This window comes from Streptomyces sp. HUAS MG91, from assembly GCF_040529335.1.
In the GTDB taxonomy this organism is placed as follows: Bacteria; Actinomycetota; Actinomycetes; order Streptomycetales; family Streptomycetaceae; genus Streptomyces; species Streptomyces tabacisoli.
The window spans coordinates 2,201,974-2,222,463 of the sequence record NZ_CP159534.1 but is presented as its reverse complement, the minus strand read 5'-3'; the positions used below and the strand labels follow the sequence as shown (position 1 = coordinate 2,222,463).

Annotated in this window: 17 protein-coding genes; 10 read left to right on the top strand and 7 right to left on the bottom strand. The window is 71.9% G+C overall.

Annotated elements, in window-relative coordinates; translation table 11 throughout:
- Nucleotides 1–115: 115 nt before the first annotated feature.
- Together ABII15_RS10290 and ABII15_RS10285 are read left to right on the top strand one after the other, a co-directional pair.
- Nucleotides 116–319 carry a cold-shock protein gene (locus ABII15_RS10290; protein ID WP_005318814.1) on the top strand — a complete coding sequence of 68 codons (204 nt, stop codon included), beginning with the start codon at nucleotides 116–118 and terminating at the stop codon, nucleotides 317–319.
- Between the two features lie 93 nt (nucleotides 320–412).
- Nucleotides 413–2,020: a DEAD/DEAH box helicase gene (locus ABII15_RS10285; protein WP_353941978.1), complete on the top strand. Its 1,608-nt coding sequence runs from the start codon at nucleotides 413–415 to the stop codon at nucleotides 2,018–2,020.
- 32 nt (nucleotides 2,021–2,052) lie between these two features.
- Here ABII15_RS10285 and ABII15_RS10280 read toward each other — a convergent pair whose 3' ends face one another.
- The 4 genes from ABII15_RS10280 to ABII15_RS10265 all read right to left on the bottom strand — a co-directional run bounded on the left by ABII15_RS10280 (nucleotide 2,053) and on the right by ABII15_RS10265 (nucleotide 5,613).
- Nucleotides 2,053–3,102 carry a nitronate monooxygenase gene (locus tag ABII15_RS10280; RefSeq protein ID WP_353947014.1) on the bottom strand — a complete coding sequence of 350 codons (1,050 nt, stop codon included), beginning with the start codon at nucleotides 3,100–3,102 and terminating at the stop codon, nucleotides 2,053–2,055.
- Between the two features lie 32 nt (nucleotides 3,103–3,134).
- Nucleotides 3,135–3,890: a CoA-transferase gene (locus ABII15_RS10275; RefSeq protein WP_353941977.1), complete on the bottom strand. Its 756-nt coding sequence runs from the start codon at nucleotides 3,888–3,890 to the stop codon at nucleotides 3,135–3,137.
- A complete protein-coding gene (locus tag ABII15_RS10270) occupies nucleotides 3,887–4,729 on the bottom strand; it encodes a CoA-transferase (RefSeq protein ID WP_353947013.1) in 843 nt (280 codons plus the stop codon). The genes ABII15_RS10275 and ABII15_RS10270 overlap by 4 nt, the downstream gene beginning before the upstream one ends.
- Before the next feature lie 98 nt (nucleotides 4,730–4,827).
- Nucleotides 4,828–5,613 carry an enoyl-CoA hydratase family protein gene (locus ABII15_RS10265; RefSeq protein WP_353941976.1) on the bottom strand — a complete coding sequence of 262 codons (786 nt, stop codon included), beginning with the start codon at nucleotides 5,611–5,613 and terminating at the stop codon, nucleotides 4,828–4,830.
- An 86-nt stretch (nucleotides 5,614–5,699) separates the two neighbouring features.
- Here ABII15_RS10265 and ABII15_RS10260 point away from each other — a divergent pair, with 86 nt between their 5' ends.
- Together ABII15_RS10260 and ABII15_RS10255 are read left to right on the top strand one after the other, a co-directional pair.
- Nucleotides 5,700–6,461 (top strand): SDR family oxidoreductase, encoded by a 762-nt coding sequence (locus tag ABII15_RS10260; RefSeq protein ID WP_353941975.1) that lies wholly within the window; start codon nucleotides 5,700–5,702, stop codon nucleotides 6,459–6,461.
- 1 nt (nucleotide 6,462) lies between these two features.
- Nucleotides 6,463–7,392 carry an SDR family oxidoreductase gene (locus ABII15_RS10255; protein WP_353941974.1) on the top strand — a complete coding sequence of 310 codons (930 nt, stop codon included), beginning with the start codon at nucleotides 6,463–6,465 and terminating at the stop codon, nucleotides 7,390–7,392.
- Nucleotides 7,393–7,447: 55 nt separating this feature from the next.
- On the opposite strand, the gene ABII15_RS10250 is transcribed toward ABII15_RS10255, so the two are convergent.
- Entirely contained in the window at nucleotides 7,448–8,353 is a 906-nt protein-coding gene (locus ABII15_RS10250) for a hypothetical protein (protein ID WP_353941973.1), read from the bottom strand.
- A gap of 232 nt (nucleotides 8,354–8,585) precedes the next feature.
- The gene (locus tag ABII15_RS10245; RefSeq protein WP_353941972.1) at nucleotides 8,586–10,334 is read right to left on the bottom strand and encodes a beta-galactosidase family protein; all 1,749 of its coding nucleotides are present in this window, start codon (nucleotides 10,332–10,334) and stop codon (nucleotides 8,586–8,588) included.
- Nucleotides 10,335–10,523: 189 nt separating this feature from the next.
- Here ABII15_RS10245 and ABII15_RS10240 point away from each other — a divergent pair, with 189 nt between their 5' ends.
- From ABII15_RS10240 to ABII15_RS10220, 5 genes are all read left to right on the top strand, one after another.
- On the top strand, nucleotides 10,524–11,411 hold the full coding sequence (locus ABII15_RS10240; RefSeq protein WP_353941971.1) for an AraC family transcriptional regulator: 888 nt from the start codon (nucleotides 10,524–10,526) through the stop codon (nucleotides 11,409–11,411).
- Between the two features lie 6 nt (nucleotides 11,412–11,417).
- Nucleotides 11,418–11,771: a chorismate mutase gene (locus ABII15_RS10235; protein ID WP_353941970.1), complete on the top strand. Its 354-nt coding sequence runs from the start codon at nucleotides 11,418–11,420 to the stop codon at nucleotides 11,769–11,771.
- Between the two features lie 102 nt (nucleotides 11,772–11,873).
- Nucleotides 11,874–14,381, top strand: coding sequence for an aminopeptidase N (gene pepN / locus ABII15_RS10230; protein WP_353941969.1), 2,508 nt, complete (start codon nucleotides 11,874–11,876; stop codon nucleotides 14,379–14,381).
- 518 nt (nucleotides 14,382–14,899) lie between these two features.
- Nucleotides 14,900–16,285, top strand: coding sequence for an aminotransferase class V-fold PLP-dependent enzyme (locus ABII15_RS10225; protein ID WP_353941968.1), 1,386 nt, complete (start codon nucleotides 14,900–14,902; stop codon nucleotides 16,283–16,285).
- Entirely contained in the window at nucleotides 16,282–17,724 is a 1,443-nt protein-coding gene (locus tag ABII15_RS10220) for a SidA/IucD/PvdA family monooxygenase (RefSeq protein WP_353941967.1), read from the top strand. Before ABII15_RS10225 ends, ABII15_RS10220 begins: the two co-directional genes overlap by 4 nt.
- Before the next feature lie 11 nt (nucleotides 17,725–17,735).
- Here the strand turns inward: ABII15_RS10220 and ABII15_RS10215 are convergent, their stop codons facing one another.
- Nucleotides 17,736–19,541 (bottom strand): 5'-nucleotidase C-terminal domain-containing protein, encoded by a 1,806-nt coding sequence (locus ABII15_RS10215; RefSeq protein WP_353941966.1) that lies wholly within the window; start codon nucleotides 19,539–19,541, stop codon nucleotides 17,736–17,738.
- Between the two features lie 151 nt (nucleotides 19,542–19,692).
- On the opposite strand from ABII15_RS10215, the gene ABII15_RS10210 reads away from it, so the two are divergent.
- Nucleotides 19,693–20,406, top strand: a complete 714-nt coding sequence (locus tag ABII15_RS10210) for an SIMPL domain-containing protein (protein ID WP_353941965.1) — start codon at nucleotides 19,693–19,695, stop codon at nucleotides 20,404–20,406.
- The last annotated feature ends 84 nt before the right edge of the window (nucleotides 20,407–20,490 follow it).

Sequence of the window (20,490 nt, the reverse complement as noted above, 5' to 3'; positions counted from 1 at the left end):
GCCTGACGGGAATGTTCCTCAGGCGCATTATTGTTTTCCGGGGTGTGTTCCCGGAATCCGGCGTTCTCATGAGCGTTCTCGGAATGGGGGCTGCTACCTGTTCAAGGAGAATGACATGGCCACCGGTACCGTGAAGTGGTTCAACTCGGAAAAGGGCTTCGGCTTCATCGAGCAGGACGGCGGCGGCGCCGACGTCTTCGCCCACTACTCGAACATCGCCACCTCGGGCTTCCGTGAGCTCCAGGAGGGCCAGAAGGTGACCTTCGACGTCACCCAGGGTCAGAAGGGCCCCCAGGCGGAGAACATCCTCCCCGCCTGATCTCCCCTGATCGAGCATTTCCGGGCCGGGGTCCGCACCGCTGTCGGTGCGGGCCCCGGCTCATGCTGTCCCCGTCCCCGGAAGGCCTGCCGCATGACCAGCTCCGCCCGTCCGTCCCGCCGCCGCACCCCTCGTCCCGCGGCGGGCAAGCGTCGCGCCCCCGAGCAGCAGCGCAGGCAACAGCCCACGCCGCCGCGCGAGTTCACCATGCCGGAGAACACCACTCCGGCACTGCCGCCGGTCGCGGACTTCGCCGACCTCGACATGCCCGCCGCCCTGCTGAAGACGCTGAGCGCACAGGGCGTCACCGCGCCGTTCCCCATCCAGGCCGCGACGCTCCCCAACTCCCTCGCCGGACGCGACCTCCTCGGCCGCGGCCGCACCGGCTCCGGCAAGACGCTCGCCTTCGGGCTCCCGCTGCTCGCCCGCACCGCCGGCACCAAGGCCGAGCCGAAGACGCCGCTCGCCCTGGTCCTCGTCCCCACGCGTGAGCTCGCGCAGCAGGTCACCGACGCCCTCACCCCGTACGCGACGGCGCTCCACCTCCGGCTGGCGACCGTCGTCGGCGGCATGTCGATCTCCCGCCAGGCGGGCACGCTGCGCCGCGGCGCCGAGGTCGTCGTCGCCACCCCCGGCCGCCTCAAGGACCTCATCGAGCGCGGCGACGTGGCCCTCGGCCAGGTACGCATCACGGTGCTCGACGAAGCCGACCAGATGGCCGACATGGGATTCATGCCGCAGGTCACCGCGCTCCTCAAGCAGGTCGCGCCCGGCGGACAGACGATGCTGTTCTCGGCGACGCTCGACCGCAACGTGGACCGGCTCGTCAAGCAGTTCCTCACCGACCCCGTCGTGCACTCGGTGGACCCGTCGGCCGGTGCCGTCACCACCATGGAGCACCACGTCCTGCACGTGCAGGACGAGACCGACAAGAAGGCCGTCACGGCCCGGATCGCCGCCCGCGACGGACGCGTCATCCTCTTCGTCGACACCAAGCGCTCCGCCGACCGGCTCGCCAAGCGACTGCTCGCCAGCGGCGTCCTCGCCGCCCCGCTGCACGGCGGCCGCAGCCAGCCGCAGCGCAACCGCACCCTGGAGCAGTTCAAGGACGGCCGCGTCACCGCGCTCGTCGCCACGAACGTCGCCGCGCGCGGCATCCACGTCGACGACCTCGACCTCGTCGTCAACGTCGACCCGCCGACCGAGCACAAGGACTACCTGCACCGCGGCGGCCGCACCGCACGCGCCGGTGAGTCCGGCAGCGTCGTCACGCTCGTGCTCCCCGAGCAGAAGCGCGAGATGCAGCGCCTCATGCAGCACGCGGGGATCCGGCCCACCACCACCCAGGTCCGGTCCACGGACGAGGAGTTGGTGAAGATCACCGGTGCTCGTGAGCCGTCCGGTGTCGCCGTGACCATCGCCGTCCCGGAGCCCGTCGCCCCGGCGGGCGACGCGTCGAAGCCGCGCCGGTCGCGCCGCTCGCGCGGTTCCCGTGCCGGCGGCTCGGGCAAGCCGGCCGCCGAGGGCCAGCAGCGTCAGCCGCAGCAGCGCCAGCGCTCCGCGAGCGGAACGAAGGCCGCCGGGACCGGTACGGGCGGCGCGCGCCGCCGCTCGGGCGGCGCCGCTGCCGGTGCCGCGAAGTCCGCCTCCGGCGCGGGCGCGGCAGCCAACCGACGCGGCCCGCGCCAGGCCGCCGCCTAGCCGATCCGCTCAGCGGCGCGGCACACCACTCATCACCCCGGTGCAGGCAGGGTGGTGAGCGCGTGCCGCGCCTCGGCCATCACCCGGGCCACCAGCTCCGCACAGCTGGGCAGGTCCTCGATGACCCCGGCGACCTGGCCCGACGCCATGACACCGAGGTCGGTGCGGCCCTCGACCATGGAGGCCCGCAGAAGCATCGGGGTGTTGGCAGCGAGCAGGACCTGGCTCCAGCTGAGGTCCTTGCCGTGCTTCATGGCGAGCCCGTCCCGCACCATCTGCGGCCAGGTCAGACCGGACAGTTTCCGGAAACCGGCGGCCCGCCGCACGGCATGCAGCAGCGCGCGTGACCGCCCGCCGCCCTCCAGGGCGTCGACCAGATCGCTGCGGAGCATCCGGTGCGGCAGCCCGTCCACGGCCGTCGTCACCGTGACGTCCCTGACACCAGCCGCCAGATACTTCGCCTTCACCGCGTCCGGCACCGTGGAGTCGGAGGTGAGCAGGAAACGCGTCCCCATCGCTATCCCCGCGGCCCCGTAGGCGAGCGCGGCGACCAGCCCGCGCCCGTCGTGGAAACCGCCCGCGCCGACCACCGGTATGTCGACGGCGTCCACGACCTGCGGGAGCAGCACGGACGTCGCCACGTCCCCGGTGTGCCCGCCGCCCTCCCCGCCCTGCACGATCACCGCGTCCGCACCCCACGCCGCGACCTTCTCGGCGTGCCGGCGCGCGCCGATGGAGGGGATCACGACGACCCCCGCGTCCTTCAGCTCGGCGATCAGCTCGCGGGAGGGCGCCAGCGCGAACGACGCCACCCTCACCCCCTCGGCCACGATCACCGCGACCCGCTCGCGCGCGTCACCCGCGTCGGCCCGCAGATTGACCCCGAAGGGCTGCTCGGTGCGGGACTTCACCTCCCGTACGGCGGAGCGGAGTTGATCGACCGTCATGGTCGCCGAGGCGAGGATGCCGAGCGCCCCCGCGTTCGCCGCCGCGGACACCAGCCGGGGGCCCGCCACCCAGCCCATCCCGGTCTGGACGAGGGGATGGCGGACACCGGTGAGCTTCGTGAACGCCGTGGGAATCGTGAACCCCGCCTGCGCGGGCCCGGCCTCGCTCATACGGGCCGGACCTCACGCTCGCGCGTGCCCTTCGGGTCGATGACCTCGCGGATCAGCCGCAGCTCCGCGGCGGTCGGCTCCCGGGTGAACGGCACCTCGCCGCCGTCGGGCAGGGCCAGTGCGAACCCGGTGGCCTCCCGCACCTCCTCGACCGTGACGCCCGGATGCACGGACGCCAGCCGCATCGAGTGGTCCGGCGTCGCGAAGTCCAGGACCGCCAGATTCGTCACCACGCGCGGGAGACGGTGGTACCGGGTGGCCGACGGCCCGGCCGCGGCCGCACTGTCGTAACCCACCCCGCTGATCATGTCGACCTTCTCGACGAACACCCGCCTGCTGTGCTTGGGAACCCAGTAACTCACCGGATTGTTCACCGTGTTGACCGGCGCTCCGCGCACCCCGAGCAACTGCCGGTCGGGGCGGCTCCAGTCACCGATGCACGAGATGTTCTGGTTCCCGAACCGGTCGAGCTGGCTCGCGCCCATCATCACGTGCCGGTCGCCACCGGTGACCATCGCCAGGTGCTGTCGGTACGGCAGCCAGCCCTCCGGCGAGCCGTCGAGACCGACCAGCATCGCCTCGCCGTCGGTGAGCATCAGCTCGGGCGAGAAGGTCCGCTTGGCCAGCCGCGCCCCGACCGACGGGATCAGGCCCATGGGGCTCGCCAGCACCTCCCCGTTGTCCCGCCAGGCCTCGGCACAGGCGATCACGCAGTACTCGGCCCTGCTGACGACTGCTGCGGACGTAGTCACTTCTGCTCCTCGTGCCAGGCCTGTACGGCGGACCAGTACTGCTCCTCGTCGCCGTCCCGCGGCAGGAAACGGGCCGCGAAATCCGGCCAGGGGGTCGTCGCGTACAGCTTCTGGAACGCCTCGTCCCGGTCGTGGTCGGGGGCGCAGGACGTGAAGTGCGCGCCGTTCGGCGCCTCGACGACACCCGTCACCGCATGCCGCTTCACCAGCAGCGACTGCGGCACGACGTCCTTCCCGAAGCCGTCCGCGGGGTCGACGATCCGCTCGCAGGAGACGTACGCGGCGTCCGCCGCCTCGCAGAACAGGTCGTCGAAGTACGGGTCGGGGCCCAGGTACTGGCCGTTGCCCGCGCGGTCCGCGCGGTTCACGTGGACCAGCGCCGCGTCCAGGCGCAGGGCGGGCATCGCGACGAACGTCTCCCCGTCCTCGTACGGCGAGGTGACCGTCCGCAGGTCCGGATTGACCCGCATGACGTCCGAGCCGATGCCCGCGCGGACCGGCAGGAACGGCAGCCGGTTCGCCGCCGCGTGCAGCCCCCACATGAACATCGCCTCGTCGACCTCCGTCAGCTCGAACGTCCCCTGTTCGCGCGCCGCCCGGAAGTGGGGCTCCAGGGGGATGGAGTCGAGCGTGACGAACGCGGCGATCAGCCTGCGGATCCGGCCCGCCGCGGCGAGCATCCCGACATCCGGGCCGCCGTACGAGACGACGGTCAGATCCGTGACGTCGCTGCGCAGCAGCGCGCGCACCAGCGCCATGGGCTTGCGGCGCGAGCCCCAGCCGCCGATGCCGATCGTCATGCCGCTGCGCAGCCGGGTGACGACCTCGTCGGGCGACATCGTCTTGTCCGTGCCGGGGGGCCCGTCGGCCCTGCCTGCCGTGTCTGTGGCGGCCGCCGTGGCTGTGGCGTCCGTCGAGTCTGTGGTGTCGGGCATGGTCAGTCGCTCTCCTGTCCGGCCTGTCCGAACGTGTCGCGTACGCGGTCGGCGACCCCGCTGAGATTCGCCTCGAAGGTGAAGCCCTGCTCGAAGCGGTAGCTGCGGTGGACGTCGACGGGGTCGATGCCGTTGAGCGCGGACTTCGCGAGACGGATGAGATAGCCGTCCTTGCGGGCTATCTCACGGGCCAGCTCCAGCGCCGCCTCGCGCAGGCCGGACCTTGGCACCACCTTCCACACCGAGCCGTGGGCGTGCAGTTCGGCGGCGGTGGCGGTGCGCGAGGTGTAGAAGAGCGCGCGCATCAGATGCTGGGGGACCAGGCGGGAGAGGTGGGTGGCGGCGCCGAGCGCGCCGCGGTCCAGCTCGGGGAGGCCGAAGGTGGCGTCGTCGCCGGCCACGATCGCGTCCGCGTTCCCCACCAGTCCGATGCCGCCGCCCAGGCAGAATCCGGCCACCGCGGCGATCACCGGGACCTCGCACCGGTACACCGCCGAGAACGCCTCGTAGCAGCCGCGGTTCGCACCGATCAGGGCCGTGTGGCCGCCCCCTCCGCCGGACGCCGACGCCGTCTCGCGCTGCATCTCCTTGATGTCCACTCCCGCGCAGAACCCACGGCTGTCCTCGGCGGCCGCGAGCACCACGCAGGTGATGTCCGGGTCGCGGCCCGCGGCGGTCACCGCGTCCGCCAGGTCGTACCAGCCCCGCACCGGCAGCGCGTTGACCGGAGGGAAGTCGATCGTGACGACCGCGATCCCCTTTTCGGGTGAGGAGGTGGAGACACCCATGGCGTTCAGCTACCTTTCCACCTAACGTTTGTTTGGTACGGCGACGACGGTAGCAGGCGGCGGGAGTCCAGGGAATGGGTGCGGGGATGGACGGGACGGATCCGAACGGACGGACCAGCGGGCGAACAGTGGTGGTGACGGGCGGTACGAGGGGAGTGGGCGCCGGGATCGCGAAGGCGTTCGCGCGGACCGGCGCGCGGGTCGTGGTCTGCGCCCGAAGACCACCCGAAGCCCCCCTGGAGGGCTGCGAGTTCGTGCCGGTGGATCTGCGGGACGCCGCCGCCGTGCACGAGATGTTCGCACGGCTCGACCGGGTGGACGTCCTGGTCAACAACGCGGGCGGGACCCCCTACCGCCTGCTCGGCGAGAGCGACGCCGAGCGGCACGCCCGGGTGATCGAGCTGAACCTCACGGCGCCGCTGACCGCCTCGCTGGCCGCCCGCGAACAGCTCGCGGCCGTACGCGGATCGATCGTGATGATCGGCAGCGTGAGCGGCACCCGCCCGTCGCCCGGCACGGCGGCCTACGGCGCGGCCAAGGCCGGCCTGGACAACCTGGCACGGACCATGGCCGTGGAATGGGCGCCGCAGATACGGGTGAACACGCTGGTGCTCGGCATGGTGCGCACCGAACTCTCCGCGCTGCACTACGGCGACGAGGACGGCATCGCCGCCGTCGGCGCCACCGTGCCGCTCGGCAGGCTGGCCGAGCCGCGCGAGATAGGGGAGGCCGCCGTGTTCCTCGCGTCGGACGCCGCCTCGTACATCACCGGTTCGAGCCTGCTCGTGCACGGCGGCGGGGAGCGCCCCGCCTTTCTGGACGCCGCAACGGTCAACAAGGAGGCCTGAGATGACGGACACGGACGACAGCGCCGGGCTGTGCGCGGGACGAGTGGTCGCGGTGACCGGAGCCGGCCGCGGACTCGGCCGCGCACACGCCCTCGCCTTCGCGGCGGAGGGAGCGAAGGTCGTGGTCAACGACCTGGGAGTGGGACTCGACGGAGCACCCGCGGCCGACAGCCCGGCCGCGCGCGTGGTCGAGGAGATACGGGCGTCGGGCGGCCGGGCGGTGGCCCACGGCGGCGACATAGCGACCCCGGAGGGCGCCGCCTCACTGGTCGCGGCGGCCGTCGACACCTTCGGACGCCTGGACACCCTGGTCAACAACGCCGGGTTCCTGCGCGACCGGATGCTGGTGAACCTGGCGGAGGACGACTGGGACGCCGTCATGCGGGTCCACCTCAAAGGACACTTCCTGCCGCTCCAGCACGCCGCCGCCTACTGGAGGGCCGAGACGAAGGCCGGCCGGACACCGACGGCCCGCGTCGTCAACACCTCCTCCGGGGCCGGCCTGTTGGGCTCGGTCGGGCAGGGCAACTACAGCGCGGCCAAGGCGGGGATCCTGGGCCTGACCCTCGTCGCCGCGGCGGAGATGAAGCGCTACGGAGTCCAGGTCAACGCGATCGCGCCGGCCGCGCGGACCCGGATGACCGAGTCCACCTTCGCCGAGACGATGGCCGCGCCCGGCGAGGGAGCGTTCGACGCGATGGCCCCGGAGAACGTGTCACCGCTGGTGGTCTGGCTCGGTTCCGCGGCGGCCGGCGCCGAGGTGACGGGACGCGTTTTCGAGGTGGAGGCCGGACGCATCACGGTCATGGAGGGCTGGCGGGCCGGACCGACGATCGACAAGGGGGAGCGGTGGACCCCGGCGGACGCGGGAGAGGCGGCGCGGGAGCTTCTGGGCCGGGCCGCCGCACCGGGGGTGGTCTATGGAGCCTGAGCGGCGCACCGCGTGGAGCGCGGGCCCGCCGAGCGCGGCTACCACCGGGACAGTGTCACGTGTCGCACTCCAGGACCGTGCGGCACAGCCCGCACCGGGCCCGGACCCGCCCGCGCACCGGAACCCGGATCCGCTGGTGGCACGTCGGGCACGGGAACGCCACGCGCAGCCCGCCCTGCCCCTGCGGCCCGTCCGAGGAGAACGCGTAGGGACCGAGGGGCACCGCGCCCCGCGCCCCGTGGTCCTGCGCGGCGCGGCGATCCTTCGCATACCGTCGCCGGCCCGCCCACCCGGCGGCCGTCAGCGGGGGCTGCTGCTCGTCGCGGCGGGCCTGCGCCAGCCCCTCGGTGTACGCCGTGTACGCCTGAGGGCTGGTGAACCAGGTCTCCGGGGCCTCGCCGAACGCCAGCGACCGCTTCGCCAGCACGTACCCGAACTCCTCCGGCGTCAGATAGCCCAGCTTCTGCGACGACGCCCCGTCCTCCCGATAGGCGTCCAGCAGCAGCCAGCCCGCACCCAGATAGGTCGCGGCGGCGTCGGTCAGGATCTCGTTGTCCCGCGTCCCCGGGAACGACAGATCCAGGCGGTGCAGGTACACATGCATGATCTCGTGCGCCAGCGCCGCGCCGATGTCCCTGCGGTGCGTGCGGAAGCGGTCGTTCAGCTCGATGAAGTACTCGGGGCCGGACGCCAGTTCCACACTCGCGGCGTGCTCCATCTCGCGGAAGCTCACGATCATCCGGGCGTCCGGCAGGTGGTAGTGCCGCACCAGCTCGTGCGCCACCCGCTGCGCGCCCATGTGCAGATCGTCCTGATCGCAGAAGGCCACGTCCACCGGGGCGACGCTCGCCGCGAAGGTGTGCACGGTGTCGTACGAGAGCCGCTTGTACAGCGCGGTGATCGCCGATCGCACGGTCTCCAGATGCGGATAGCCGTGCATCACCGGCCCGCCGTTCGCCACGTGCGCACCCCCTGAACCTCCGGGGCCCGCGCGCCCGGGCCCGGCGTTCTCAGCGTACGGCGGCATGCGCCACTTCGTCTGCCGGGCGTCGCGTGTGGGGCGGCCGCACCCCGGCGGGGCTTCTCGCGCAGTTCCCCGCGCCCCTCTCCTGGGCGAGTGGAGCTCGCTTCAGGGGCGCGGGGAACTGCGCGGCCAGCCCCCCACCGGCCCGCGGCCGACGACAGGGCAGGCCCTAGGCCAGGCGAACCCGGGGCTCGTCGGCGGCCCGGTCCAGCTCCAGCACCCACACCTCGTTCACACCCTCCCGCAGCACCGGGCCGGGAACGTACAGAGATTCCTGCGGCCCCACCGACCAGTACCGGCCGAGACAGAAGCCGTTCACCCACACGAACCCCCGCGTCCAGCCCGGCAGTTCGAGCCCGGCGTCACCGGCGCCGACCACCTCGAACACCCCCCGGTACAGCCCCCGCGCCCCCGCCACGGGCGCCGACTCCGGCAACCCCGCCACTGCCTCCGCACGGAGCGCGTCGAGCCGCAGCCCCCGCGCCCGCACCCCGTGCAGGAACTGCCGCTCGTGCATCAGACCGCCCGTGATGCCCTTCGGCTCGCCCAGCCGCGGCCCGTAGTTGACCCGGCCCAGCGACTCCGCCCACAGCTCCACCCGCGCGTGCCCCGACACCGGCGCGGCCAGCACCGGCTCCTCCTCGGTGAGCACACCGGCCCGCTCCCCGTCCACGTACACGACCGCGAGATCCCGCAGCCCCCGCGCCCGCAACTCGTACGCCCCGCGCGGCCCCGGCACCGTCACCGCGTACCGCACCAGACCCCGGTCCACGTCCAGCTCCTCGAACGACGGCGGCACCGCGTGCTCCGCCTCCGGCCCGCCCAGCGCGTCGAGCACCCCGTCCAGCGGCGTGAACGACGTCAGCCCCGCCACCACGGGCGCCCCCAGCGCGGCCGGCCGCTCGGGCACCTCGGGCAGCGGCCCGTCCGCGAACCGGCCCAGAATCTCCCGGAACAGCCAGAACTTCTCGGTGGGGCGGCCGAACTCGTCCACCGGGGCGTCGTAGTCGTACGACGTCACGTCCGCCTCCAGCGGGCCCACGTGCAGGTTGCCACCACCGCGGTTCGCCCCCGCCCAGCCGCCGAAACTCGTGCCGCCGTGCGCCATGTACAGATTCACCGACGCCCCGCACGCCAGGATCTCCTCCAGCGTCCGCGCCGCGTCCGCCGCGTCCCGCGTCGTGTGCTCCGCGCCCCAGTGGTCGAACCACCCGCACCAGAACTCCGCGCACATCAACGGCCCCTTGGGCCGGAGCCCGCGCAGGCTCGCGAAACCCTCACGTGCGCGGGAGCCGAAGTTCGCCGTCGCCAGAATCCCCGGAATCGAACCGCCCGACTGCATGTGCTCGTCCGGACCGTCCGAGGTGAACAACGGCACGCTCACCCCCAGCTCGACCAGCAGGTCGGCGAGGGAACGCAGATACACCGCGTCGGAGCCGTAACTGCCGTACTCGTTCTCCACCTGCACCATGATCACCGGACCGCCCCGGTCGAACTGCCGCTCCACCACGTACGGCAACAGCACCCGGAACCAGCGCTCCACAGCGGCCAGGAACTGAGGGTCCCGCGTCCGGATCCGCGACCCGAGCGGCCCGGTCAGCCAGTGCGGCAGCCCACCGTTCGCCCACTCCGCGCAGATGTACGGGCCGGGCCGGACGATCACCCACAGACCCGCCTCCCGCGCCGCGTCCAGGAACCGCCCCACCGCCGCCACATCGTCGAACCGGCCCGGACCCGGCTCGTGCAGATTCCACGGGACGTACGTCTCCACACAGTTCAGGCCCATCGCCCGCAACATCCCCAGCCGGTGCGCCCACTGCTCCTCGTGCACCCGGAAATAGTGCAGCGCCCCCGACAGCAGCCGCACCGGCCGGCCGTCCACCTCGAAGTCGTCCTCGCCCACCCTGAACTCGGCCATCACGCGCCCCATGCTCCCTCGTGCCCACTGGGCTCCTCACCCACCGGCCGTCACTGTCACCCCTGGCGGACAACCCGGTCCATGGACAAAGATCGGCTGTTGTTGGACCGCCGGAGCCACCGGACCGGCGGCCCGCGGGAGACGGGACGAGACACCGCGCGAACACCGCAGGAACCACAGGAGGGGCACATGTCCGCCTACCACACCTGGATGCGCTACTTCACACCCAGCCCCGTCCACCACCGGCTCGGCCTGGTCTGCCTCGGCGTCGGACTCCAGCACGGCCTGCTCCCCAGCGTCGGCCCCCGCACCCTCGACCACCACGTCGCCGTCGTCGTCACCGCGGGCAGCGGCTGGTTCCAGGACGCCGACGGGCGCCGCACCACCCTCACCGCACCCACCCTCATCTGGCTCACCCCCGGCCGCCCCCACCACTACGGCGCCGACCCCGGCACCGGCTGGGACGAATGCTTCGTCGACTTCACCGGGCCCGCCACGGCCACGTACACCGAACTCGGCTACATCGAACCCGACCGGCCCGTCGTCCCCCTCTCCGACGCCGCCCAGGTACGCACCGCAGTCGGCCGCATCGCCCGCGCCGCCCGCCGCGGCAACCCCCTCCTGGAGGTCGAGACCGGCGCCGCCGTCCACGAACTCCTCGTCGCCCTGCGCCGCGCCCGCGCCGACATGGCCCCCGACGGCGACCCCGTCCTCCAGGCCCTCGCCCGCGACGCCTTCCAGCCGCTGTCCGTCGCCGAACACGCCGCCCGCCACGGCATGACCCCCGCCGAACTGCGCAGCGCCGTCCGCCGGGGCGCCGGATGCAGCCCCAAGGACTACCTCCTCGGCATCCGGCTCGGCCGCGCCAAAGAACTCCTCGCCGCCACCGAACTGCCCGTCGCCGCCGTCGCCCGCCGCGTCGGCTACGACGACCCGGCCTACTTCTCCCGCCTGTTCACCCGCCGTGTCGGCACCGCACCCGTCCGCTTCCGCGACCAGCAGGGCCGTGCCGTCCCCGGCGGCTGGTCCGACAAGATCCCCGACCCCGACGACCCGCCGATGCTCCACGTAGGCTGATCCGTCATGACCACCAGCAATCCCCAGACGGATACAGACCAGCCGGCCGTCGACCCCGCGGTGCGCGCCGAGCTCGCCCGGCTCCGCGACAGCATCGACAACATCGACGCCGCCGTCGTCCACATGCTCGCCGAGCGCTTCAAATGCACCCAGCAGGTCGGCCACCTCAAGGCCGAGCACGCCCTGCCCCCGGCGGACCCGGCCCGCGAGGCCCGCCAGATCGAGCGCCTGCGCCAGCTCGCCGAGAACGCCAAACTGGACCCGGCCTTCGCCGAGAAGTTCCTGAACTTCATTATTTCCGAGGTCATCCGCCACCACGAGCAGATCGCCGCCAATTCAGGCACCGACCCGCGCGAGTAAGCGGCGACCCACACCACCGGGGCCCTCCGGCGATCGAGGAGCGGGGGCCCGCGGCAGAGCCCCGCGCCCCTACGGGGCGCACCGCCGGAGGCGTACGGCAGCATGGGCCCCATGCCCGTACTGACGCGCGACGAAGCGCAGACCCGAGCCCGGCTCATCGACGTCCACCACTACACCGTGGACCTCGACCTGACCCGCGGCCCCGACACCTTCGACTCCCGCACCGCGATCCGCTTCACCGCACGCACCGCGGGAGACACCTTCGTCGAGGTCAGGCCGGCCGAGCTGCGCACCGCCACCCTCGACGGGCAGCCGCTCGACCCCGCCGCCCTCGACGACAACCGGCTGCCGCTGCCCGGCCTCGCCCAGGGCGAGCACGAACTCGTACTCGACGCCGCCATGCGCTACTCGCACACCGGCGAGGGCATGCACCGCTTCACCGACCCCACCGACGGCGAGACGTACGTCTACACCCAGATGTTCATGGACGACGTCCAGCGCATCTTCGCCGCCTTCGACCAGCCCGACCTCAAAGCCGCCTTCGACCTCACCGTCACCGCCCCCGACGGCTGGACCGTCCTCGCCAACGGCGTCACCGAACACCTGGGCAACGGCAAGTGGCGCGCCACCACCACCCCGCTCCTGTCGACCTACCTCGTCGCCGTCGCCGCCGGCCCCTGGCACTCCATCCGCACCGAACACCGCGGCCTGCCCTTCGGCCTGCACTGCCGCCGCTCCCTCGCGCCCCACCTCGACGCCGACGCCGACGAGATCCTCGACGCCACGCGCGCCTGCTACGACCGCTACCACGAGAAGTTCGACGAGCCCTACCCCTTCGACTCCTACGACCAGGCGTTCGTCCCCGAATTCAACGCCGGCGCGATGGAGAACCCCGGCCTGGTCACCTTCCGCGACGAGTTCGTCTACCGCTCCGCCGTCACCGACACCGAGCGGCAACTGCGCGCCATGGTGATCGCCCACGAGATGGCCCACATGTGGTTCGGCGACCTCGTCACCCTTAAGTGGTGGGACGACATCTGGCTGAACGAGTCGTTCGCCGAGTACATGGGCTACCAGACCCTCACCGAAGCCACCCGCTTCAAGGACACCTGGGTCGACTTCGGCATCTCCCGCAAGGCCTGGGGCTACGACGCCGACCAGCGGCCCTCCACCCACCCCGTCGCCCCCGAGGACGTCCCCGACACCGCCTCCGCCCTCCTCAACTTCGACGGCATCTCCTACGCCAAGGGCGCCTCCGCACTGCGCCAGCTCGTCGCCTGGCTCGGCGAGAAGGACTTCCTCGCCGGCATCAACACCCACTTCGAACGGCACAAGTTCGGCAACGCCACCCTCGCCGACTTCATCGAGTCACTGGCCTCCGGCACCGACCGCGACGTCCACGCCTGGGCCGACACCTGGCTGCGCACCACCGGCGTCGACACCCTCACCGGCCGCCTCGAAAACAGCGCCGATGACAGCGACGGCTGGACCCTCACCGTCGACCAGCAGGGCAGCCGCCCGCACCGCATCGCCGTCGGCCTCTACGACCACGACCCCGCCGACGACCGCGCCTTCGTCCTGCGCGAGCGCATCCACGTCGACGTGCCCGGCGCCCCCCACACCTCCCACAGCGCCCGCCCCGCCCTCGTCGTCCCCAACGACCAGGACCTCACCTACGCCAAGGTCCGCCTCGACGCCGCCTCCCGGGAAGCCGCCCTGCACGGCCTGTCCGGCATCCCCGACCCGCTCACCCGCGCCGTCGTGTGGAACACCCTGCGCGACATGGTCCGCGACGGCGAACTGGCGCCCGCCGCCTACCTGTCGGCCGCCAGAACCCACCTGCCCACCGAGACCGACCTCGCCGTCGTCCAGGGCGTCCTCACCTTCGCCCACACCCAGGTCGCCGACCGCTGCACCGCACCCGCCGACCGCCCCGCCGCCCTCACCCTCCTCACCACCCTGTGCGAGGACCTCATCCGCCGCACCGAGGACGGCAGCCACCCCGGCCTGCGCCTGACCGCCGTACGCCACCTCATCGACGCCGCCCAGTACGCCGACGTCATCCGCGACTGGTACGACTCCGGCGCCGTCCCCGGCGGCCCCGAACTCGACCCCGAACTGCGCTGGCGCATCCTCGGCCGGCTCAGCGTCCTCGGCGCCGTCGACGACGCCGTCATCGAGGCCGAACTCGCCCACGACCCCAGCGCCGTCGGCCAGGAGGGCGCCGCCCGCTGCCACGCCGCGCTCCCCGACCCGCAGGCCAAGGCCGCCGCCTGGGACGCCCTGTTCACCACCGACCCCGACCGCGACCTGTCCAACTACCTGTTCACCGCCACCGCCCAGGGCTTCTGGCAGCCCGAACAGGCCGACCTGCTGCGCTCGTACGTCCCGCGCTACTTCACCGACGCGACCGCCGTCGCCGAACGACGCGGACCGGCCATCGCCGCGGCTGCCGGGCGGTACGCGTTCCCCGAGTACGCCATCGACGCCGAGACGTCGCGGCTGGGGGAGCGGTGCCTGGCCGACGGCGCGCCCGCGCCCGCGCTGCGGCGCAGGCTCGTGGATCAACTGGACGATCTGGCCAGGGCGTTGAAGGTGCGGGGGGTCTAGGGCCTGTCCGGCGGATCTTGTCGCGGGCGCGGGGTCTGGCACGCCGACCTGCGGCGTTGTCGTCGGTTGCCGATGCTCCGCGTCGACGCCCTCCTCCGCCTTGCATCTCGACGCACCAGACCCCGCTCACCGGCACAGAGACGCGCGGGCCACCCGCTTGCGACCTGATCCGCCGGACAGGCCCTAGGCGCCGATCCGCCTGCCGGGTGCGGTCTCAGCGGCGACTTGCGGCCGGTGGGGCTTCCCGCGCGGTTCCCCACGCCCCCGAAACTCGCTTCAGGGGCGCGGGGAACCGCGCGAGAAGCCACGACGCGCCCCGCACCCGCCGGCGTAACCGCACCTGGCAGACGCAACAGCACCCGCCCCCGCCCACTCCACCCGCGCCCTATACACCACCAACACCCCTTCCCCGCACAGCAGTACCCCTTTCGGGTCTCCTTCGCGCAATTGCCGGTGGCCTGCCTCCCGCAGCGCCAACACTGGGTCCGCACCACCCCGTCGCGCACCGAAGGACCCGCATGAGCAGCATCCCGCCCCTCGCCGGCGGCCCCCAGGGCCCCGCCGCCCTGCGGCCCCTGCTCAGCACCGTCCTCGACGCCCTCCACGAAGGAGCCGCCCACCGGGCAGGCCCCCTCCCCGCCGGCGGACCCGAGCACGTCACCGCCCGACTCCTCGCCGCCGCGGGCGACCCGCTGCCCCAGCACGGCACCGGAGCCGAAGCAGCCCTGCGCACCCTCGTCACCGCGCTCGCCGCCGGCGCCGCCGACCCCGCCGACCCGCTCTGCGCCGCCCACCTGCACTGCCCGCCGCTCGCCGTCGCCACCGCCGCCGACCTCGCCGCCAGCGCCCTCAACCCCTCCATGGACTCCTGGGACCAGGCCCCCGCCGCCTCCGCCCTCGAAGCCGCACTCACCACCGCCCTCGCCCGCGAGACCTACCCCGGCGCCGACCGCCCCGACGCCCTCGTCACCACCGGCGGCACCGAGGCCAACCAACTCGCCGTCCTCCTCGCCCGCGAGACCAACCCCCACCCCGAGCCCGTCCAGCTCCTCGTCGGACAGAACGCCCACCACAGCCTCGCCCGCGCCACCTGGCTCCTCGGCCTGCCCGAACCGATCGTCCTGCCCGCCCCCACCGGCACCCTCGACCCCGTCGCCCTCGACGAGGCCCTCACCGACCTCCCCGGCCCCAAACTCGTCGCCGCCACCGCGGGCACCACCGACGCCGGCCTCATCGACCCCCTCCCCGACATCGCCGACCTCTGCGACCACCACGGCGCCCGCCTCCACATCGACGCCGCCTACGGAGCCGGACTCCTCTTCAGCACCCGCCACGCCCCCCTGCTCCACGGCCTCGACCGCGCCCACACCACCACCCTCGACCTGCACAAACTCGGCTGGCAACCGGTCGCCGCAGGACTCCTCGCCGTACGCGACACCGACGACCTGCGCGCCCTCACCCACACCGCCGACTACCTCAACGCCGACGACGACACCGAAGCAGGACTCCCCGACCTCCTCGGCCGCTCCCTGCGCACCACCCGACGGCCCGACATCCTCAAGACGGCCGTCACCCTCAAAGCCCTCGGCCGCACCGGCATCGGCGCCCTCGTCGACCACGTCATCGCCCTCGCCCACCACCTCGCGCACCTCGTCGACACCCACCCCGACCTGGAGCTCTACGACACCCCCACCCTCTCCACCGTCCTCTTCCGGCCCACCGGCGCCACCGACGACCACCTCGCCGCCACCCGCCGCACCCTGCTCACCGAGGGCCGCGCCGTCCTCGGCCGCGCCCGCATGGACGGACAGCTCTACCTCAAAGCCACCCTGCTCAACCCGCACACCACCCCCGACGACCTCACCGCACTGCTGAAACTGGTGGAAGGACACACCCCCCGATGAGCGCCGCGCCCACCCCGCACCCCGCCCAGCCCACCGAAGCACCCCGCGACCTCGTCGGCATCGGCATCGGCCCCTTCAACCTCTCCCTCGCCGCCCTCGCCCACCCCCTCACCGAACTCGACACCGCCTTCCTCGAACAGCGCCCCGCCTTCCACTGGCACCCCGGCCTGCTCATCGACGGCGCCACCCTCCAGGTCCCCTTCCTCGCCGACCTCGTCACCCTCGCCGACCCGGCCAGCCAGTGGACCTTCCTCAACTACCTCAAGACCCGCGAGCGCCTCTTCCCCTTCTACTTCGCCGAGCGCTTCCACATCCAGCGCGCCGAATACGACGCCTACTGCCGCTGGGTCAGCGAGAACCTCCCCGGACTGCACTTCTCCCACCAGGTCGACGCCGTCCGCTGGAACCCCGAACGCAACCTCTTCGAAGTCGACTACACCCAGCTCGACGCCGACGGAGAAGCCGAAGCCCTCGGCCGCACCTACACCAGGAACGTCGCCCTCGGCGTCGGCACCCAGCCCTTCGTCCCCGAACCGCTCAGGCCCCTCGCCGAAGCCCCCGGCGTGCCCGTCATCCACTCCGCCGACTACCTCACCCACCGCGACACCCTCCTCACCGCCGACCACGTCACCGTCATCGGCAGCGGCCAGTCCGGCGCCGAGATCTTCCTCGACCTCCTGAAGAACCGTCCCGCCGGCCACGAGAAGATCCACTGGCTCGCCCGCACCGAAGCCTTCGCGCCCATGGAATACAGCAAACTGGGCCTCGAACACTTCACCCCGGACTACTCCCGCTACTTCCACGCCCTGCCCGAGCGCGAGCGCGACCGCCTCGTCCCCGCCCAATGGCAACTCCACAAGGGCATCGACGCCGACACCATCGCCGCCATCCACGAAGAGCTCTACCAGCGCACCCTCGACGGCGGCTGGCCCGACGCCACCCTCACCCCCGGCGTCAGCGTCCGCACCGCGGGCCGCGTCGCCACCACCAAGGTCGAACTCCACCTCGAACACCGCCAGCAGGGCACCCGCTCCCGCCTCACCACCGACGCCGTCGTCCTCGCCACCGGCTACCAGGAACGACCCCTCGGCCAGCTCCTCGCCGGACTCGACCCCTACATCCGCCGCGACTCCACCGAACGCCCCCGCATCGACCAGCACTTCCGGCTCGTCCTCGACGACTCCGTCACCTCGGCCGGCTGCCACGTCTACGTTCAGAACGCCGAACGGCACACCCACGGCGTCGGCGCCCCCGACCTCGGCCTCGCCGCCTGGCGCAGCGCCACCATCCTCAACGCCCTCACCGGCAAGAACCCCTACCCGCAGCCGCGGCGCACCGCCTTCACCAGCTTCGGGCTCCTCGCCGACGACCACCGCGCCCCCCGGCCCGTACCGAACCAGGCAGGGGAGCGCGGCACCATGGTCAAACTCCAGGGCTGAACCCCCGGGACCTACGAGAACACCGGCGTCCCGTCCCGCGTCAACTTCCAGTCCACCGACGCGAAGTCGGCCGGGTCGAGGACACCCTTCGCCGTCACCCACTCCGCGATCCGCGTCCGGATCTCGATCGACTCCGACCACAGCTCCTGCGCCGTCGCCACACCCGGGAACGCGCCACCACCGTTCGCCCGGTAGTTGTTCACCGCGAACACGAACTGCGCCGCGTCATCCAGATCAGCACCGTCGAACTTCAGGTTCTTGATCCGCGAACCCGCCGCCTGCGCGATGTCGATGTCGTACGAGACCCCCGACACGTAGTCGTAGTTGTAGTCCGGCCGGTTGCCCGCGTTCGTCAGCTTCTCCACGTCGACCACGGCACCGGCCGCCGTCTGCACGAAGTACTCCGCCGAATACTCCAGGTACGCCCGCACCTGCGCACCCGTCATCAACTTCGCCACCAGCGTGTTGTCGTACACGTACAGGCTCGACAGATCCCGGATCGTCACGTTCCCGGCCGGGATCTGCGACGTGCGCGAGAACGGCGACGCCTGCGACAGCACCGGCAGCGACGCGTAACTCGTCGACTTCAGCGCGTCCGTCACCACATCGGCCTGCACCTTGTTGATCAGGTCGATGATCGGCGCGTCCTTGTAGCGGGCGTCCTCCGTCGTCAGCGTCGTCGTCGCCTGCCCGACCACCTGGTTCACATACTTCACGACGAGGTCGTGATCCGCCTTGAGCAGCTTCGTGATCTTCGGATCGTCCGCCACCGTGTTCGAGTTCAGCAGCTTCGACGACACCGACTCGACCGACCAGCGGCCCTTCTCCCACACCAGCTCGAAGTCGAACTGCGCCAGCCGCTCCGCGTAGCACAGGGGCTCCGCGAGAACGACGGTCTTCCCCGTCTTCTCGTTCGTCACCAGCTGCTGCGCGATCTCCACGTGCGCGTGACCCACGAGAATCGCGTCGATGCCCGGCACCTTTGCCGCCACACTCGCCGCCGCGTTCTCCACGTACGGCAGCTGGTCACCCCACGACGACGTGCCCGACGCACCCGAGTGCGCCGAGATGATCACGACGTCCGCGCCCATCGACCGCAGCTTCGGCACCCACTTGGCCGCCTGCTCCTCAAGCCCCGGGAACTTCAGCACGCCCTGCACATACGCCTTGTCCCAGATCGCGATGCCCGGGTTCGTCAGCCCCAGGATCGCCACCTTCACGTCCTTGCCGTGCGGCGTGCGCATCTTCTTGATGACGTACGGCTTGAAGGCGGGCTTCTCCGTCTTCGCGTCCACCGCGTTCGCACCCAGCAGCGGGAAACGCAGCTGCGACTCGAACTTGCGCAGCGTGTCGATGCCGTAGTTGAACTCGTGATTGCCCAGCGCCGCCGCGTCGTACCCGATCGCGTTCATCGCCTGCGCCATCGGGTGCACCGGACCGTTCGCCGCCGTGATCGGGTCCACGCGCGCGAAGTAGTACGTCAACGGCGTGCCCTGGATCGTGTCACCGGCGTCGATCAGCAGCGTGTTGTGCCGGCCCTTCTCCGCACGGATCCGCTGCACCAGCGTCGAGATCCGCGACAGACCCTGCGCGTTGCCCGCCGAGTCCGTGTACGCGGCATCCTTGTAGTAGTCCCAGTTGAAGACATGACCGTGCAGGTCCGTCGTGCCCATGACCGTGAACGCGTACCGCTTCCGCTTCTTGGGCGGCCTGCCGGGACGGGCCTGCGCGGCCGGCACGGCCACCGCACCCGCCAGCGCCGCACCGGCACCGGTCGCGGCGGTCTTGCCCAGGAAGGATCTGCGGTTCAACGGCATCGGAAGGCTCCTGCCCTACACGGAAGTTCAGTGGCAACGCGCGTAGATTCTGGCCCAGACGACCCCCTCGGCAACAGCCCCCGCAGGTTTCTATCTGATGACCTGCCGCCGAACACGAACACCGGACACGAACAGTGCCAAAGTGGGACTCATGACCCACGACGACCAGAACACCGGCCACGGCCCGAACGTGCCCTACGGAACCCCCGACGCCCCCCGCCTGGCCGTCCGCGGCGAAGCCCACCTCGAAGCCGACCCCGAGATCGCCCGCATCGGCATCACCGTCACCGCCCGCGGCACCGACCGCCGCACCACCCTCGACGACCTCACCCGCCGCAACACCGCCACCCTCGACCTCGTGAAATCCTACGGAGAAGCAGTCGAGAAACTCGAAACCGGCGCCTTCTCCCTCACCCCCGAATTCACCAAACACGGCCGCGGCGAACGCATCCGCACCTACCACGGCAGCGTCCACCTCACCGCCCACCTCACCGACTTCACCGCACTCGGCGAACTCACCACCCGACTCGCCGACCTGGAACTCACCCGCATCGACGGCCCCTGGTGGTCCCTGCGCCCCACCTCACCCGTCCACGCGACCGCCCGCCAACAGGCCGTCCGCGAAGCCCTCCAGCGCGCCCGCGAATACGCCGACGCACTCGGCACCACCCTCGCCGCCCTCGTCGAACTCGCCGACACCGGCGCCGAGGACACCCACCGCCCCATGTCCTACGGCATGTCCCGCGCCGCCATGGTCCGCGGCCCCGTCGACGACGCCCCCGCCCTCGACCTCGAACCCGAACGCCAGCACATCCACGCCGCCGTCAACGCCCGCTTCACCCTTCACCCGCCCCACCTGCAATGAACGAGCGGAATGCTCATCAGAGCAGCACACCGCCCAAATTCAAAACATAACGACGCTTGTCAATAACCCTTCACGCAAAGGACG